The sequence below is a fragment of the Paraburkholderia fungorum genome (genome assembly GCF_900099835.1).
Taxonomy (GTDB): domain Bacteria; phylum Pseudomonadota; class Gammaproteobacteria; order Burkholderiales; family Burkholderiaceae; genus Paraburkholderia; species Paraburkholderia fungorum_A.
In genome coordinates this window covers 2,558,710-2,575,463 of sequence record NZ_FNKP01000001.1, presented here as the reverse complement: position 1 = coordinate 2,575,463, position 16,754 = coordinate 2,558,710, and the positions used below count along the sequence as shown (strand labels likewise).

Genomic DNA, 16,754 nt, shown 5'->3' with positions numbered 1-16,754 from the left:
TTCAGCGGTTCCCCAAACGCGCTCATGAGTCGCGCTGCTACGCAGCCTCACGCACCGAGCCACGGCAAGCCGCGAAAACACCATCCCGAGACCGTCTTTCGATGCCCCTGGCCGTCCTTGTCGCCTTCGAAGCCTTCCAGCAGGTCGTACGCCTTCGTGAAGCCGGCCTGGGTAGCGGCGATCGCGGCGAGCTTCGAGCGCGCAGCGCTGCGGCACAGGAACAGCACCGGCGTATCGGACGACGCTATCTGGCCCAACTGCGTGAGAAATTCCTGATTCGGCACCGCGCCCGGGTAGCGGGTCCACTCGACGTGCGCGTACTGCCCGTCGCCGATCACCGGCCGGCCGACCCAGTCGAGTTCCGCGCGGGTGCGCACGTCGACCAGGCGCGTGCGCGGATCGAGTTGCAACAGTTCGAATGCTTCGGCGGGCGACAGCGCGCCGGCGTACGGCAACTGGTTCTCGGTGCGGCGGGTTTCCGCCTGGGCGTACAGCTGTTCGAGCGTGCTCATGAGTGCCTGTCTCCTTCGGACCAAATGAACATTCTAGCGCGGGGTAACCCGCCGCCGCGCGCCCGGCTGACCGTGCTACGCGGACCCAGACTCGCTGCGTCGATGCTTTATTCTGGTGCAAATAAGGATAAATGCACCAGAATGGAACTATCGAACTTCTCGCGCATAGTGACTGCACAGAAATGGTGCTTGATGGCGCTCGAAGATTTGGACAATGCACGTCGTTCGATCGGGAGATTCCCCGCAAACGAGCGTGCAGTCAGGAATTGCGCCGGGTTGGCGCAGAGGTGGCACAGAAGCTGCTTTATTGGTGCCGATCGATTTGTCCTGACAAGAGTTTCTGTCTCACTCCCTCGATTCAGGGGTGGACGTGCCGGGACGGGTCAGCTAGATTGGGCGGCGGCTGAATCCGCCGAATTCGTTAATCAGGAGATAGGTTATGAGTAAATCCGTGGCCGACGTCATTCAACTCGTCAAAGACGAAGACGTCAAGTTTGTCGACTTTCGCTTCACCGACACGCGCGGTAAAGAGCAACACGTTTCGGTGCCGGTGTCGGCATTCGATGAAGACAAGTTCGAAAGCGGCCATGCGTTTGACGGTTCGTCGATTGCCGGCTGGAAGGGCATCGAAGCATCGGACATGTTGCTGATCCCGGACGCAAACACGGCTTTCATCGACCCGTTCTACGAAGAATCGACCCTCGTGCTGACCTGCGACGTCGTCGAACCGGCAGACGGCAAGGGCTACGAGCGCGACCCGCGCTCGCTGGCAAAGCGCGCTGAAGCGTACCTGAAGAGCACGGGCCTCGGCGACACCGCCTTCTTCGGTCCGGAACCCGAATTCTTCATTTTCGACTCGGTCCAGTGGAACACGGATCAGTCGGGCTGCTTCATCAAGATCGGTTCGGAAGAAGCACCGTGGTCGTCGGCGAAGGAATTCGAAGGCGGCAACACCGGCCACCGTCCGGGCACGAAGGGCGGCTACTTCCCGGTTGCTCCGGTCGACCAGTTCCAGGACATCCGTTCGGAAATGTGTCTGCTGCTCGAACAGATCGGCATCCCGGTCGAAGTGCACCACCACGAAGTCGCTGGTCAAGGCCAGAACGAAATCGGCACGAAGTTCTCGACGCTGGTTCAGCGCGCCGACTGGCTGCAGCAAATGAAGTACATCATCCACAACGTCGCGCACACGTACGGCAAGACGGCAACGTTCATGCCGAAGCCGGTTGTCGGCGATAACGGTTCGGGCATGCACGTTCACCAGTCGATCTGGAAAGACGGCCAGAACCTGTTCGCAGGCAACGGTTACGCAGGTCTGTCGGAATTCGCGCTGTTCTACATCGGCGGCATCATCAAGCATGCTCGCGCGCTGAACGCGATCACGAACCCGGGTACGAACTCGTACAAGCGTCTCGTGCCGCACTTCGAAGCACCGGTCAAGCTGGCTTACTCGGCACGCAACCGTTCGGCATCGATCCGTATTCCGCACGTGTCGAACCCGAAGGGCCGTCGTATCGAAACGCGTTTCCCGGATCCGCTGGCGAATCCGTACCTGTGCTTCTCCGCGCTGATGATGGCGGGTCTGGACGGCGTGCAGAACAAGATTCACCCGGGCGAAGCTGCCGACAAGAACCTGTACGACCTGCCGCCGGAAGAGGATGCAAAGATCCCGACCGTGTGTGCCGGCCTCGACCAGGCTCTGGACGCACTCGACGGCGACCGCGAGTTCCTGACGCGCGGTGGCGTGTTCACGGATTCGATGCTCGACGCGTACATCGAACTGAAGACGGGCGAGCTGCAACGCTATCGTCAGTCGGTGCACCCGATCGAATTCGAAATGTACTACTCGCTGTAAGCGGCAATGGTGCTTCGCCCTTCAAACGGCGAAGCACTCTGCCCGACGCTCGCGATCGGTCACGAAGGGACGGCGGCGCCGTCCCTTTTTTGTTGGACCAGACCGAACGTTTGGCGATGCCTTCGTTTGCGATGCCTTTGTTTGCAATGAGGGAGCAGAAGGCACTACGCCAGGTATCACCGAAGCGGCACTCCCTGATTTATCACCATCTCCTATCGGCCAGACTGCAAGATGGTTCTCAAGAATCTGATCAAGGCAAGGAAAGGGCACGAGCAGTCACTGTCGGACGATGCGCAGCTCGTCAGTTCCGGTCTGCTGCCGGGCTTCGAGACGCTGCCCACCGTCGTGCTGGTGCTCGAAAAACGCTCGCTGCGCGTCGCGTTCGCGAATCCTTCGGCGGAGTCGATGCTGGAGATGTCGCGACGTCAACTGACGCAGATGACGTGGCCCGACATCTTCTCGAATGCGGACGAACTGGTCGCGACCATCACCGCGATCGCCGCCCACCGTTTTCACGCGACCCATCTGGACGCCGTGCTCGAACGTCCCGGCCACGAACCGCTGCACGTGCACGCGATCGTCGGCTTTCTGGAAAGCGCGCAAGACTATGTGCTGCTCGAACTGTTCGAGAACGAGCGGCATCTGCGTACCGATCGTGAAGAGCGCATCAACGACCTCACGGCGGTCAACAAGCAACTCATCCGCAATCTCGCTCACGAGATCAAGAATCCGCTCGGCGGCATTCGCGGCGCGGCGCAACTGCTGGAGTTCGAACTCGGCGAGCGTCAGCGCGACGAATTGCGCGAGTACACGCAGGTCATCATCAAGGAATCGGACCGGCTGCAGACACTGGTCGACCGCTTGCTTGAGCCGCACCGTCATCCGCATATCGTCGGCGACGTGAACATTCATGAAGTATGCGAGCGCGTGCGTCAGGTGATTCTCGCGGAGTTTCCGCGCGGCCTCACCATCGAGCGCGATTACGACGTGAGCGTGCCCGACCTGCGCGGCGACAAGGAACAGTTGATCCAGGCGCTGCTGAACATCGTGCGCAATGCAGCCGAAGCACTGCGCGAACGTATTTCGCAAGGCGACGCGCGCATCGAATTGCGCACCCGCATTGCACGCAAGATCACCGTGTCGAAACGCTTATGTAAGCTGGCACTGGACTTGCATATCACTGACAACGGCCCTGGCATTCCCGAGGAAATCCGTGACCGCATTTTCTATCCGCTCGTGTCGGGGCGCGAGGACGGTAGCGGTCTCGGTCTGACGCTCGCGCAGACTTTTGTGCAGCAGCACGACGGTCTGATCGAAGTGGAAAGCCGGCCGGGCCACACCGAGTTTCAGATTTTGCTGCCGCTCGACTGCTAACACCACACGCATTTCAAGACTTCTGACCGACCTATATGAAGCCGATCTGGATAGTAGACGACGACCAATCGATTCGCTGGGTGCTTGAAAAAGCGCTCGCACGCGAGAACTTCGCGACCCGCAGCTTCGCGAATGTGCGCGAGGCATCGGCCGCGCTCGATCACGACAGCCCACAGGTGCTGGTGTCCGACATCAGGATGCCGGGCGGCTCGGGCCTCGAATTGCTGCAAACCGTACGCGACAAGGTGCCGGGCTTGCCCGTCATCATCATGACCGCGTTCTCGGATCTGGATAGCGCGGTCGCCGCATTCCAGGGCGGCGCGTTCGAGTACCTCGCCAAACCGTTCGACGTCGACAAGGCGGTGGAGTTGATCCGCCGCGCGGTGGACGAAAGCATGCGCGGCGAGCAGACGTGGGACGACCGTCCGGCCGAAGCGCCCGAGATGCTCGGCCAGGCGCCGGCGATGCAGGACATGTTCCGCGCGATCGGACGCCTGTCGCATTCGGCGGCGACCGTGCTCATTACCGGCGAATCAGGCACCGGGAAGGAACTGGTCGCGCGCGCGCTGCACCGACATAGCCCACGCGCGAACGGTCCGTTCATTGCGCTGAACACCGCCGCGATTCCGAAAGATCTGTTGGAATCCGAATTGTTCGGCCACGAGCGCGGCGCGTTCACCGGCGCGCAGGCCATGCGTCAGGGGCGTTTCGAGCAGGCCGAGAACGGCACGCTGTTCCTCGACGAAATCGGCGACATGCCATTCGATTTGCAGACGCGTCTGTTGCGTGTGCTGTCGGACGGGCAGTTCTATCGCGTCGGCGGGCATAACCCGCTGCGCGCCAACGTGCGCGTGATTGCAGCGACGCACCAGAATCTCGAATCGCGCGTGCGTCAGGGCCTGTTCCGCGAGGACTTGTATCACCGGCTCAATGTGATCCGTTTGCGCCTACCGGCTCTGCGCGAACGTAGCGAAGATATTCCGCTGCTCACGCGACACTTTCTGCAGAAGAGCGCGCGCGATCTCGGCGTCGAACCGAAGCGTGTGTCGGAAGAGGCGCTCGCGCATCTTGCTTCGCTGCCGTTTCCTGGCAACGTGCGTCAACTGGAGAATCTCGCCAACTGGCTCACGGTGATGGCGCCCGCGCAGACCATCGAGATCAAGGACTTGCCGCCCGATCTCGGACCGGCGCAGGCCGGCGTCAGCGATCTGAGCGGTGCAGGCGGCGGTGTGGCCGCTGCGGGCGACGGCAATTTGACCGGCATTGCGCCGATCAACGGCACCAGCGCGGCGACTCTGCCCGCGGGTTCGACCGGCATGCCGGTCGCGACGCCCGTCAGTGCATGGGAAGGCGGTTTGCGCACCGAAGTCGCGCGGATGCTGCGCGAAAATGCCGCCGACGTGATGGACGAACTCGCGCGTCGTTTCGAAGCGGCGGTGATTCGCGAGGCGCTCGACTTCACGCGCGGACGCAAGGTCGAAGCGGCCGAGCGTCTCGGTATCGGTCGCAATACGATCACGCGCAAGATTCAGGAGTTGAATCTCGAGCCCTGATTGGCGTTGACTCGCGCGATATTGACGGACCGGACTGGCGCGCAGGCGTCCCCGGTCCGTTTTCCATTGTGGACTCGAAGATCGCGCGTCGAGCGGGCCTTCCTGCATCACAAGGCATAATCAACGCTGTTTTCATTCGACAGCCGACGATGCCCGCATCTCCCACTCAGTTTTCCTGGCCGCTTTCCCCCGATCCTTTCCTATCGCTCGAAGCGCTCGACGCCCCCGATGCGCTCGCGTGGGTCGAGCAGCAGAACGCCCGAACGCGCGCCGCGTGGTGCAGCAGTCCGCCATTCGAACTGCTGCGGCAGCGTCTCGCGGATGCCTACCTGCCGCGCGAACGCCCGGTGATTCCCGACCGCTGGATGGATTGGGCGTACGACTTGTGGCAGGACGAGCGCAATCCCAAAGGCATCTGGCGTCGTACGACGTGGGCGGCATGGCGCAGCGGTGCGCCGGTCTGGCAGACCCTGCTCGACTTCGACGCGCTGGGCGCGGCTGAAGGCACGCCGTGGGTTTGCGTCGAACTGGACATTCTTTATCCCGATGGCGATCGCGCGCTGATCACGATGTCGCCGGGCGGTTCCGATGCGCTGGTCGTGCGCGAGTTCGATATCGACGCACAGCGTTTCGTCGACGACGGCTTCGCGATCGCGAAGGCCGGCAAGCACACCGCATCGTGGATCGATCGGGACACGCTTTATATCGGCTGGGACAATGGCCGCAAGACGCTGACGCGCTCCGGTTATCCGCGTGAAGTGCGGCGCTGGACGCGCGGCACGGCGCTGGCCGATGCGCCGGTGGTGTTCAGGGGCGCGTTCGGCGATATCGGCGTGGAGGCGCATTACGATCCGCTCGAACGCCGGCATTCGGTGATCAGCAGCATCGACTTTTTCGATTCGCACACGTATTACCTCGATACCGCCGATGGTGCCCGCGACGCCTGGCGCAAGTACGATTTGTCCGCGCACGTCGCGGTCGGCGGCTGGCACGGCTGGCTGCTGCTCGAACCGCGCCTCGACTGGGAACATGAGGGCGCGTGCTATCCGGGCGGCTCGTTGCTGGCGATCCGCGAGGACGCATTTTTGCGCGGTGAACGCGACGTGGTGCCGCTGTTCACGCCCACTTCCCAAACCTCGGCATGCGAGTGGACGCATACGCGCAATCATCTGATCGTGTCGTATCTCGAAGATGTGCAGAACCGGACCGTGCTGTGGACGGCATCGCAGGATGCGCAGCAGCAGTGGCATTGGCAGCAGCGCGTGTTTCCATCGCGCGACGATACCCAGGCCGATGTGTCGCCGATCGAATCGACGCTGAACGACGAAGTATTCGTCGATACCGATGACTATCTGCAGCCGCCTGCATACTGGCTCACCGATCTCGCGCGCGATGATCTGGGCGAGTGGGAGTTGCTCGATCGCTGGCCGACGCAGTTCGACGCGACGCGCTTTGCCGTCACGCATGGGCATGCTTTATCGGCCGATGGAACGCAGATTCCGTACACGGTGATTGCGCCGCGTGCGGGTTCCACGCAGCCCGGTCCGCGTCCGTGTTTGCTGAGCGGCTATGGCGGCTTCGCGATTCCGTTGCTGCCGAGTTATTTGACGGGGCAGGGCATCGGCTGGCTGGAACGCGGCGGCGTCTACGTGGTCGCGCATATTCGTGGCGGCGGCGAGTTCGGCACGCGCTGGCATACGGCGGCGCAAGGCGAACACCGTCAGCGTGCTTTCGACGATTTCATCGCGGTGGCTGAAGCGCTCGTGAGCACCGGCGTGACCAGTGCCGCGCAACTCGGCATTCAGGGCGGCAGCAATGGCGGCCTGCTGGTCGCGGCGTGCATGGTGCAGCGTCCCGAGTTGTTCGGCGCGGTGGTCTGCGAAGTGCCGTTGCTGGATATGAGCCGCTTCCATCTGCTGCACGCGGGCGCGTCGTGGATCGACGAATACGGCGACCCCGACGACCCTGACGACGCGCGTGCGCTTGCTGCCTATTCACCGTATCACCTGGTTTCGGCGGACGTGGTTTATCCGCAAGTGTTGTTCACGACTTCGACTGCCGACGACCGCGTGCATCCCGGTCACGCGCGCAAAATGGCTGCGCGCATGCAGGCGTTGAGCGCGGAGAGGGCGGACAGGGTCTGGTACCAGGAGAACACGGAAGGCGGCCACGGCGGCTCCGATGAACTGGAGCAGGCCGAGCACGATGCGATGGTGTTCGAGTTTCTGTGGAGCGTGTTGAACGGCTCCAGCTTGTCTGCAGGATGACAAACGCTTGGCGCGCTGCACGGGATTCGACGCGGCGCGCTACTACGTTGGCTACTACGTTGAATACTCAGCCGAGTTGCGCGAAGACCGGCGCGTGGTCCGACGGCTGTTCCCACTTGCGCGGCACCTTGTCGATATCGCACGACGTGCACACGTCGGCCAGTGCCTTCGACAACAGAATATGGTCGATGCGCACGCCCGCATTCCGGCGGAATGCCATCATCCGGTAGTCCCACCACGAGTAGAGTTTTTCGGGCTGTTCAAACTGACGGAACGCGTCGAGCAGACCCAGTGCGATCAGGCGCACGAATGCTGCGCGCTCTTCCGGCGACACCAGATTCTGACCTTCCCACGCTTTCGGATCGTGCACGTCGCGGTCGTCCGGCGCGATGTTGTAATCGCCGAGCAGCGCGAGCTTCGGATGCTGCGCCATTTCGATCGCGACCCAGTCGTGCAGCGCGTCGAGCCAGCGCAATTTGTACGCGAACTTCTCGGTGCCCGGCGCCTGACCGTTCGGGAAATAGGCGGAAATGATGCGCACGCCTTCTACCGTCACGGCGATCACGCGTTGCTGCGGATCTTCAAAGCCAGGGATGTTGCGCACCACGCTGCTTTCGTCGACGCTGAGTCCGTCGCGCACCAGAATGCCGACGCCGTTATAGGTTTTCTGACCGGCGAACCAGCTCCGGTAGCCTTTCTCTTCGAGCTCGGCGCGCGGGAATTTATCGTCGGTCAACTTCAGTTCCTGGAGACACAGCACGTCGGTGCCGCTGGTGCCGAGCCAGTCGATCACGTGTTGCTGGCGCACCTTGAGAGAGTTGACGTTCCACGTAGCGATTTTCATGACATTCTCACATTCTTGCGGGGCAAGGTTTTATCGTGGCCTCGATCCCGATCTTCTGATTTCGCCCGACCATCCCGGCCTGCCGCGCGTATCGGTCGACGGCACGGCGGCGGGTTATACGGTCGCACAGGAAACGAAGCGGCGATCATGCGGCCAGTCGCACAGCGGATTTTTGCGTGCGATTCCATTAGCCCAGCATCTTATCGCGCGACACAGGCGACTGTGAAAATTGCCTGTTCGCGGGCCGGAAAATAAAAGCGCGGACGCCTCATGCCACAGCGTATAGTGGGTCCACACAGTCACTCGCTCTCGCGAGTTGGAGAGTCATCATGGCCGAACTTTATCCCGCGCTCTATAAGGACTTCGAAGTGCACCCGCTGGTGTTTTCGCGTGCCTTCGACAAATTCGACGGCCATAAGCGTCATTCCGAAGGTTACGACGTCGCGGTGCGAGTGTGCCGGCCTGGCGCGATCAGCGGATCGAAGGCGAGCCGCGTATTCCGTCTCGTGCTGCCAGCCACCATTTCCGATTTTGGCGTCGCAAAACGTAGTGCAAGCCAGTACGGCGCGGACATCATCGACGGCAAGGTGGAAGGCGCGACTGTGCAGGATCTTTGATACCGATTCACGTGCACGTCCAGCGTATTCGAGAAATAATTCGCGCAAGTGTTTGACGTTTGGATGACAGCAGGCTATACTCTTTTTCTCTGACGCGGGGTGGAGCAGTCTGGCAGCTCGTCGGGCTCATAACCCGAAGGTCGTAGGTTCAAATCCTACCCCCGCAACCAAGTATTGTTGAAAGCCCGCATAGCGCAAGCCATGCGGGCTTTTCGATTTTTAGCGCGTGCTTGTCGTGTCTTTATCGCGTACCAAGCGCGACATTTCGAATGTCAGGCAGAGCGTGCATCACACACCTCGGCACGCTTCAACCTCATTCCGATTCAATCGCCCATTCCACTGCCGCTTGCGCATGCAATGCAGTCGTGTCGAACACCGGCAGCGCCGAATCTTCCTGCGCGATCAGCAACGTAATTTCCGTGCAACCGAGAATCACCGCCTGCGCGCCACGCGCGGCCAGCGATTCGATCACGCTTCGATACACCGCGCGCGACGCATCGAGCGCCTTGCCGTGACACAACTCGTCGTAAATGATGCGATGCACGTCCGCGCGTTCGGCCTCGTCGGGAATCACCGTGTCCAGACCGTAGCGCTCGCGCAGGCGGCCGGTGTAGAACGTCTGCTCCATCGTATAGCGCGTGCCGAGCAGGCCGACGCGCTCGATTCCCGCAGCGCGCAGTGCTTCACCCGTCGGATCGGCGATATGTAGAAACGGCACGTCGATTGCCTGCTCGATCGACTCATACACGCGATGCATCGTGTTGGTCGCGAGCATCACCAGATCGGCGCCGCCGCGTTCGAGTTGACGCGCGGCATCGGCCATCTGCTGGCCGAGCGTGGTCCAGTCGCCGGCTCGCTGACTGGCTTCGATCGACGCGAAGTCGACCGTGAGCATCAGGCTACGTGCGTTATGGTGGCCGCCGAGGCGCGCCTTCGCATGGCGATTGAGTAACCGGTAATACTCGGTGGACGACTCCCAGCTCATGCCGCCTATCACGCCGATCGTCTTCATACTGTCTCCGTTTGCCAATGACTCGCCGAAGGTCGAGTATAGGCGCGCAGCACTACGCGCAGCCGGTACGGATTAGGTGCCGCTTGCCGGTACGGCACGTCGAGAAAACGCGGGCGCCGACTTTCTGGCATCGATAGAATCGTACTCAGGCGGGCGCGGCCCAAGCGCAAATCAGGCACCCCGCAAGTAACCCACAAGCGACCCGCAAGCGATCAACAGGGAGCGACATATGGATCTGATCATCCGCCGCGCAGTGCTGCCGCCTGGCGTCTCGCCACTACAGGTGCAACAGGCGCAGTCCCGACATGCCGGGCAACACGTCGATATCGGCATCGATGCGGGGCGCATCGTGGCCGTCGAGCCGAATCTGGCCGCGACCGCACGCGAAGAAATCGACGCCGCCGGTTCGCTCGTCACGCCGCCGTTCGTTGATCCGCACTTCCACATGGATGCCACTCTGTCGTACGGTTTGCCGCGCGTGAACGCATCGGGCACGCTGCTCGAGGGCATCGCGCTATGGGGCGAACTGAAACCTGAATTGACGCAGCAGGCGTTGATCGATCGTGCGTTGCAGTATTGCGATTGGGCGGTCGCGCGCGGCTTGCTGGCGATTCGCAGCCACGTCGATGTGTGCGATCCGCGCCTGCTTGCCGTCGAGGCGCTGGTCGAAGTGAAGCGCCGCGTCGCGCCGTATCTCGATCTGCAACTGGTGGCGTTTCCGCAAGACGGCGTGCTGCGCAGCCCAGGCGCTTTCGAGAATCTGAAGCGGGCGATCGGAATGGGCGTCGACGTGGTCGGCGGCATTCCGCATTTCGAGCGCACGATGGCCGATGGCGCGCAATCCGTGCGCATGCTGTGCGAGTACGCGGCGGAGCAGGGCTTGCGCGTCGACATGCATTGCGATGAATCGGACGATCCGATGTCGCGGCACATCGAAACGCTCGCCGCCGAAACACACAGGCTCGGCTTGCATGGCCGCGTGACGGGTTCGCATCTGACGTCGATGCATTCGATGGACAACTACTACGTCAGCAAGCTATTGCCGCTGATCCGCGAGGCCGGCGTATCGGCGATTGCGAATCCGTTGATCAACATCACGTTGCAGGGCCGCAGCGACACCTATCCGAAACGGCGCGGCATGACCCGCGTGCCGGAGATGATGGCGGCCGGTATCAACGTCGCGTTCGGCCACGACTGCGTGATGGACCCGTGGTACAGCCTCGGTTCGGGCGATATGCTCGAAGTCGCGCACATGGGTTTGCACGTCGCGCAAATGACGGGCGTCGATGCGATGCACGCTTGTTTCGATGCGGTGACGGTGAATGCCGCGCGCATTCTCGGCCTCGAAGGCTACGGCATCGCGCCGGGTTGCGCGGCGAATCTCGTGCTGCTCGACGCACGCGATCCGGTCGAGGCGATCCGTTTGCGCGCCGCGCGGTTAGCCGTGGTGAGTCGCGGGAAAGTGGTGAGTCGCGCGCCGGCGGCGCGGGCGGCGTTGTCGCTCGAAGGTCGGCCGCAGCAGGTGGATTTCAAGCTGCATCGCGGCTGAGCTAAAGCGTGTCTGCCGCGACGGCGCGTGTGCGTGAGTGACATAAAAAAGCCGGTGACCTGAACGAACAGGCACCGGCTTTTTGTTAAGCGCGCGCGAAAATCAACGCGCGAACATTTTCATCGACCGCTCAATGCGCCGCGCCCGGCGTCATGCCGTTGTGGCGCAGCAGGGCGTCGATATTCGGCTCGCGTCCGCGGAATGCCTTGAACGATTCCATTGCCGGGCGGCTGCCGCCCACTTCCAGAATCTCCTTGCGATAACGCATGCCGGTCGCCTGATCGAGCACGCTGCCGCTCGCCGCCTGCGCGGCTTCTTCGAATGCCGCGTACGCGTCGGCGGACAGCACTTCGGCCCACTTGTAGCTGTAGTAACCCGCCGCATAGCCGCCCGCGAAGATGTGGCTGAACGTGTTCGGCCAGCGCGAGAACGGGGCCTGCGGCACGACGTGGAAGCGCTCGTTGATCTCGTTCGCGAGTTCGGTCGCGCTCTTCGTGCCGCTTGCATCGAAGCCGGTGTGCAACTGCATGTCGAACATCGAGAACACGATCTGACGCAGCGTGCCCAAACCGCTCTGGAAATTCTTCGCGGCCAGCATCTTGTCGAACAGGTCGCGCGGCAGCGGCTTCGCGGTTTCGACGTGCGAAGTCATGTCGGACAGCACGTCCCACTCCCAGCAGAAGTTCTCCATGAATTGCGACGGCAGTTCGACCGCGTCCCACTCGACGCCGTTGATGCCCGACACGCCGAGTTCATCGACACGCGTGAGCATGTGATGCAGCCCGTGGCCGAATTCGTGGAACAGCGTGATGACTTCGTCGTGGGTGAAACAGGCTGGCTTGCCGCCGACCGGTGCCGAGAAGTTGCAGGTCAGATACGCGACCGGCGTTTGCACGCTGCCGTGCGTGTGCTTGTGACGGCCGCGCGCGTCGTCCATCCAGGCGCCGCCGCGTTTGCCTTCGCGTGCGTACAGGTCGAGGTAGAACTGGGCGACGAGACCGCCGTCCTGGTTCTCGACGCGGAAGAAGCGCACATCGGGATGCCACACAGCCGCGTCGTCGCGACGGATGCGCACGCCGAACAGCGTCTCGGTCACCTTGAAAAGGCCCTGGAATACGGTGTCTTCAGGGAAATACTGTTTGACTTCGTTCTCGGAGAACGAATAGCGATTCTGACGCAGGCGCTCGGCGGCAAACGTCGTATCCCACGGTTGCAGGTCGGTCATGCCGAGTTCGTTCGCGGCGAACTCGCGCAACTCCTTCCAGTCCTGCTCGGCGTGCGGCCGCGCGCGGGTGGCGAGGTCTTCGAGGAACGCCATGACCTGCGCTGGCGACTCGGCCATTTTCGGCGCGAGCGACACTTCGGCGAAGTTGTTGTAGCCCAGCATGCGCGCTTCTTCGGCGCGCAGCTTCAACTGGTCGGCGAGTACCGACGTGTTGTCCCATTCGGCTTTGCCGTTGCCGTATTGCGTCCCCAGTTCGGAAGCACGCGTCACGTACGCGCGATACATCGCTTCGCGCATCTGACGATTTTCCGAATACTGCATCACCGGGAAATACGACGGGAAGTGCAGCGTGAATTTGTAGCCGGTCTTGCCTTCGCGTTCGGCGGCCTCTTTCGCGGCTTCGATCACGTCTTCGGGCAGCCCCGCGAGTTGCGCTTCGCTGCCGGCTTCGACGACGTACGCATACGCGTTGGTCGCATCGAGCACATGGTCGGAAAACGCCTTCGACAACGCGGCCTGCTGTTCCTGCAATTCAGCGAAACGCGGCTTTTTGTCTTCGGGCAATTCCGCGCCGGACAGGCGGAAATCTCGCAACGCATTGCCGAGGATTTTCTTGCGCTCGCCGGTCAGCGATGCGAAATCGCTGCTCGCGTTAAGTGCCTTGTACTTTTCGTACAGCGCGAGATTTTGTCCGACGCTCGACCAGAACTCGGTGACGCGCGGCAGGTTTTCGCCATAGACGGCACGCAGTTCGGGCGTATCGGCCACGGCGTTCAGATGACCGATCACGCTCCATGCTCGCGACAGCGGTTCGGTGGCGCGCTCGACCGGCTCGACCACGTCGGCCCATGACGCGGGAGTGATCGGCAACGCCGCGCGTTCGACAGCGGCGGCTGCGTCGGCGAGCAGGACATCGAGGGCGGGGGTGACGTGTTCAGGGCGAATTTCGCCAAAGCGCGGCAGGTCGGAGAAATCGAGGAGCGGATTGTCGTGATTCGAGGGGGTAGTGGACATAAGGCTTCCTGTCTGACGCGGGTGAACGGGTAATCGGCGGGGTGGCGCACGCGCGCTGCGCGCCGTGCGGATCATTCGCCCGATACGGACATTATTGGGGCGGGGAGCGCCAATTCCAATCGGTCGGGACACAAATTATCAGATGTCGGGGACCGAGAGGCGCGGCGGGGAGGGGGACGCGGCGGCGTGGGGTGATTTGCATGGCAGGATGGGAGCAGGGCGCTGAGATGCGAACGTGAGCGTCTGTACAGTCCGGCAGCCGCGCGTCAATCGACGGAAGCGCAGCATGGCGCAGCCGCGCCGAGCCGTCGCGCGTTTGTGCGAAAGCGCACGGAGCAAATTGCTGCTATGCCGCAATGTTGAGCGTCGCTGTCGGACGGCGGCGCTTTCTGTCAGAGGTATCGATGAACCCGCTTTCGCAAGCTCTATCGCGCAAGGGCAACAACTTCGACCTCGTGCGGCTGCTGGCTGCCGTGGCCGTGGTGTATGGCTACTCGACCCTGCTGCAGGCGCCCCACGCCGATGGCGCGATCGACTGGGTACACGACGCGCTCGGCTTCGACAGTCTCGCCGCGCTTGCCGTCTACGCCTTTTTTCTGCTGAGCGGTTTGCTGGTGACCGCCAGCTTCGACCGGCAACGCTCGGCGCCACGCTTCGCCGCGCTGCGCATCGCCCGCGTGTGGCCGGCGCTGGCGGTCGGCTCGCTGGTGACGGTGTTCATCGTCGGACCGCTTTTTACGACGCTGCCGCTGCGCGAATACTTCGCGTCCGGCATGACGTGGGCCAATCTCGACAACCTGTCGACCATCGCGCTGAAACCGGGCTGGGCGCTGCCGGGCGTCTTCGAACACAACCACTTCCCCGTCGATATCGCCGCGCCGCTGTGGACGTTGCCACTGCAGATCCGCTGTTACGTCGTGGTGCTGGTGACGGGCATGCTGGGATTGCTGTCCAGCGCGCGCGGCGTGGCGTTGTCGGCGCTGCTCGGATGCGCGGTGTTTCTGCTGGGCCTGCACGTGCCGCAATTGCAGTTCGGTATGCACGATTTCAGCGAGGCGTCCGGTGCGTTGACGCCCGGGCATTCGTTCTGGCCGGAGCCGTTCTTCATGCTGGGGATGCTGCTGTACGGCTGGCGTGAGCGGATCGATATCAACGGTCTGACGGCGCTCGCGTTCGCGATGGTGTTTCTGGTCTTTCGCGATACGGCGGGCGGCCAGCCGCTGTTTTACCTGACCTTCGTGTACGGCGTGCTGTGGATCGGGACGACGCCGCTGCTGCGGCGCTTCGTGCCGCGTCACGATTACTCGTACGGGATTTATCTGTACGGATTCGTGGTGCAGCAATGCGTCGCCAGTCTTGCGCCGCAGTTGGGGCACGGGATGTCGCTGCTGGTCGCCGCACCGTTTATCTGGCTGTGCGCGGCGTTGTCCTGGCACTGGGTCGAGCGACCGGTGTTGACGTGGTGCCGGGCGCGTCTTGCGCCCCGGAGCATGCCGCTGGCAACCGGTGTGGCGACGGGGGACCGGATGGTGCGGTGAGCGCGAACGTGCAGATGGCGAAGGGTATTTCGCGCTGCTGCGTTGCGCTCGCTCACTCCGTTTTTTCGCGCGTTTGATGGGCGGGTTGGGCGTCGCCGTGCATCCGCGGACTTCCAGAAAAAAGGCCGGCGAATCATACTCGCCGGCCTTTTTCGGACCGCTGACTGCCAATAGCAGGCGGTGAAGATTCAACCGCCGCCCACCACGCGTTCAGCCGCCACGTCCCTCAGAGATTCACGCCTTCGCGTCCGCTTCCCGCTCGGCCGCTTCGATCGTGTTGACCAGCAGCATCGTGATCGTCATCGGACCCACGCCACCCGGCACCGGCGTGATGTAACCGGCCACTTCCTTGACGCCCGCGAAATCGACGTCGCCGCACAGCTTGCCTGCGTCGTCGCGGTTCATGCCGACGTCGATCACCGCCACACCCGGCTTCACCATGTCGGCGGTCAGGATGTTGCGCAGGCCGGTTGCGGCGACCACCACGTCGGCGTTACGCGTATGGGCGGCCAGGTCGCGCGTCTTGCTATGGCAGATCGTGACCGTCGCGCCCGCTTCGAGCAGCAACAGCGCCATCGGCTTGCCGACGATGTTCGAGCGGCCGATCACCACTGCGTTCGCGCCTTGCAGCGGAATGTTGTAGGCGGCGAACATCTTCATCACGCCGTACGGCGTGCACGGACGGAACAGCGGCTGACCGGTCATCAGCGCGCCGGCATTGGCGACGTGAAAACCGTCGACGTCCTTTTCCGGCGCGATCGCCTCGATCACCTTGTGGCTGTCGATATGCTTCGGCAGCGGCAACTGCACCAGAATCCCGTGGATACGCGGATCGTGGTTCAGTTCGTCGATACGCGCGAGCAGATCGGCTTCCGGCAGGTCGGACGGATAGCGGTCGAACGACGAACCGAGGCCGTTGTCATGACAGGCCTTGATCTTGTTGCGCACATACACTTCGCTGGCCGGATTGTCGCCGACCAGCACCACGGCGAGGCCCGGCTGATGGCCGCGGGCTGTCAGGGCGGCGGCGCGCGAGGCGACGTCGGCGCGCAGGGTCTTGGAGAGGGCGAGGCCGTCGATCAGTTTGGCAGTCATGGTCGGTCGAGATAGGCAGTTTGGAAAGCGGGGGCAGGCGCGGGCGGTCGGCTTTGTGCACGATTCGCGCGATGGCGTTTTTCAACGAAACCAGGTCGGCACGTGAAAAGCGCGTGGCGCCAATTCAAGCCAGGCGCCTCTGCAAAGACCGACATTATACCGGCACGGACGGGCTTATCCGCCCGGTCGATCAGGCCCGGGTGACGATGCGATTCGTTATTTGCCGCAGGGGGGAAGCGGGGACGGGGGCGAAACAGAAGAAGGCGGGTGTGGAGCGGTACAGGCAGGTGCAAGTGGGG

The 16,754-nt window shown here is 62.7% G+C and carries 12 protein-coding genes and 1 tRNA gene; 8 read left to right on the top strand and 5 right to left on the bottom strand.

Annotation, left to right across the window (positions count from 1 at the left end):
* Positions 1 to 47: 47 nt before the first annotated feature.
* A complete protein-coding gene (locus tag BLS41_RS11280) occupies positions 48 to 512 on the bottom strand; it encodes a rhodanese-like domain-containing protein (RefSeq protein WP_074764472.1) in 465 nt (154 codons plus the stop codon).
* Between the two features lie 439 nt (positions 513 to 951).
* Between BLS41_RS11280 and glnA the strand changes: the two genes are divergently transcribed.
* The 4 genes from glnA to BLS41_RS11260 all read left to right on the top strand — a co-directional run bounded on the left by glnA (position 952) and on the right by BLS41_RS11260 (position 7,561).
* Complete coding sequence (glnA, locus tag BLS41_RS11275; RefSeq protein WP_074764470.1) at positions 952 to 2,367, top strand: type I glutamate--ammonia ligase; 1,416 nt, start codon at positions 952 to 954, stop codon at positions 2,365 to 2,367.
* Positions 2,368 to 2,598: 231 nt separating this feature from the next.
* A complete protein-coding gene (gene glnL / locus BLS41_RS11270; RefSeq protein WP_074764468.1) occupies positions 2,599 to 3,741 on the top strand; it encodes a nitrogen regulation protein NR(II) in 1,143 nt (380 codons plus the stop codon).
* A 35-nt stretch (positions 3,742 to 3,776) separates the two neighbouring features.
* The gene (ntrC, locus tag BLS41_RS11265; protein ID WP_074764466.1) at positions 3,777 to 5,294 is read left to right on the top strand and encodes a nitrogen regulation protein NR(I); all 1,518 of its coding nucleotides are present in this window, start codon (positions 3,777 to 3,779) and stop codon (positions 5,292 to 5,294) included.
* A gap of 149 nt (positions 5,295 to 5,443) precedes the next feature.
* Positions 5,444 to 7,561, top strand: coding sequence for a prolyl oligopeptidase family serine peptidase (locus tag BLS41_RS11260; RefSeq protein ID WP_074764464.1), 2,118 nt, complete (start codon positions 5,444 to 5,446; stop codon positions 7,559 to 7,561).
* Positions 7,562 to 7,628: 67 nt separating this feature from the next.
* Here the strand turns inward: BLS41_RS11260 and xth are convergent, their stop codons facing one another.
* The gene (gene xth / locus BLS41_RS11255) at positions 7,629 to 8,405 is read right to left on the bottom strand and encodes an exodeoxyribonuclease III (RefSeq protein ID WP_074764462.1); all 777 of its coding nucleotides are present in this window, start codon (positions 8,403 to 8,405) and stop codon (positions 7,629 to 7,631) included.
* Positions 8,406 to 8,734: 329 nt separating this feature from the next.
* Here xth and BLS41_RS11250 point away from each other — a divergent pair, with 329 nt between their 5' ends.
* Both BLS41_RS11250 and BLS41_RS11245 read left to right on the top strand, forming a co-directional pair.
* Positions 8,735 to 9,022: a hypothetical protein gene (locus BLS41_RS11250; RefSeq protein WP_074764460.1), complete on the top strand. Its 288-nt coding sequence runs from the start codon at positions 8,735 to 8,737 to the stop codon at positions 9,020 to 9,022.
* A 93-nt stretch (positions 9,023 to 9,115) separates the two neighbouring features.
* Positions 9,116 to 9,192: transfer RNA gene (locus BLS41_RS11245), tRNA-Met, on the top strand.
* Positions 9,193 to 9,335: 143 nt separating this feature from the next.
* Here the strand turns inward: BLS41_RS11245 and BLS41_RS11240 are convergent.
* Positions 9,336 to 10,034 carry an aspartate/glutamate racemase family protein gene (locus BLS41_RS11240; protein WP_074764458.1) on the bottom strand — a complete coding sequence of 233 codons (699 nt, stop codon included), beginning with the start codon at positions 10,032 to 10,034 and terminating at the stop codon, positions 9,336 to 9,338.
* A gap of 229 nt (positions 10,035 to 10,263) precedes the next feature.
* Here BLS41_RS11240 and BLS41_RS11235 point away from each other — a divergent pair, with 229 nt between their 5' ends.
* Positions 10,264 to 11,583, top strand: coding sequence for an amidohydrolase family protein (locus BLS41_RS11235; protein ID WP_074764456.1), 1,320 nt, complete (start codon positions 10,264 to 10,266; stop codon positions 11,581 to 11,583).
* A 130-nt stretch (positions 11,584 to 11,713) separates the two neighbouring features.
* Here BLS41_RS11235 and BLS41_RS11230 read toward each other — a convergent pair whose 3' ends face one another.
* Positions 11,714 to 13,822, bottom strand: coding sequence for a M3 family metallopeptidase (locus BLS41_RS11230; protein WP_074764454.1), 2,109 nt, complete (start codon positions 13,820 to 13,822; stop codon positions 11,714 to 11,716).
* Positions 13,823 to 14,226: 404 nt separating this feature from the next.
* On the opposite strand from BLS41_RS11230, the gene BLS41_RS11225 reads away from it, so the two are divergent.
* Positions 14,227 to 15,360 (top strand): acyltransferase family protein, encoded by a 1,134-nt coding sequence (locus tag BLS41_RS11225; protein WP_074766466.1) that lies wholly within the window; start codon positions 14,227 to 14,229, stop codon positions 15,358 to 15,360.
* A 234-nt stretch (positions 15,361 to 15,594) separates the two neighbouring features.
* Here BLS41_RS11225 and folD read toward each other — a convergent pair whose 3' ends face one another.
* On the bottom strand, positions 15,595 to 16,455 hold the full coding sequence (folD, locus tag BLS41_RS11220) for a bifunctional methylenetetrahydrofolate dehydrogenase/methenyltetrahydrofolate cyclohydrolase FolD (protein WP_074764452.1): 861 nt from the start codon (positions 16,453 to 16,455) through the stop codon (positions 15,595 to 15,597).
* Positions 16,456 to 16,754 lie beyond the last annotated feature (299 nt).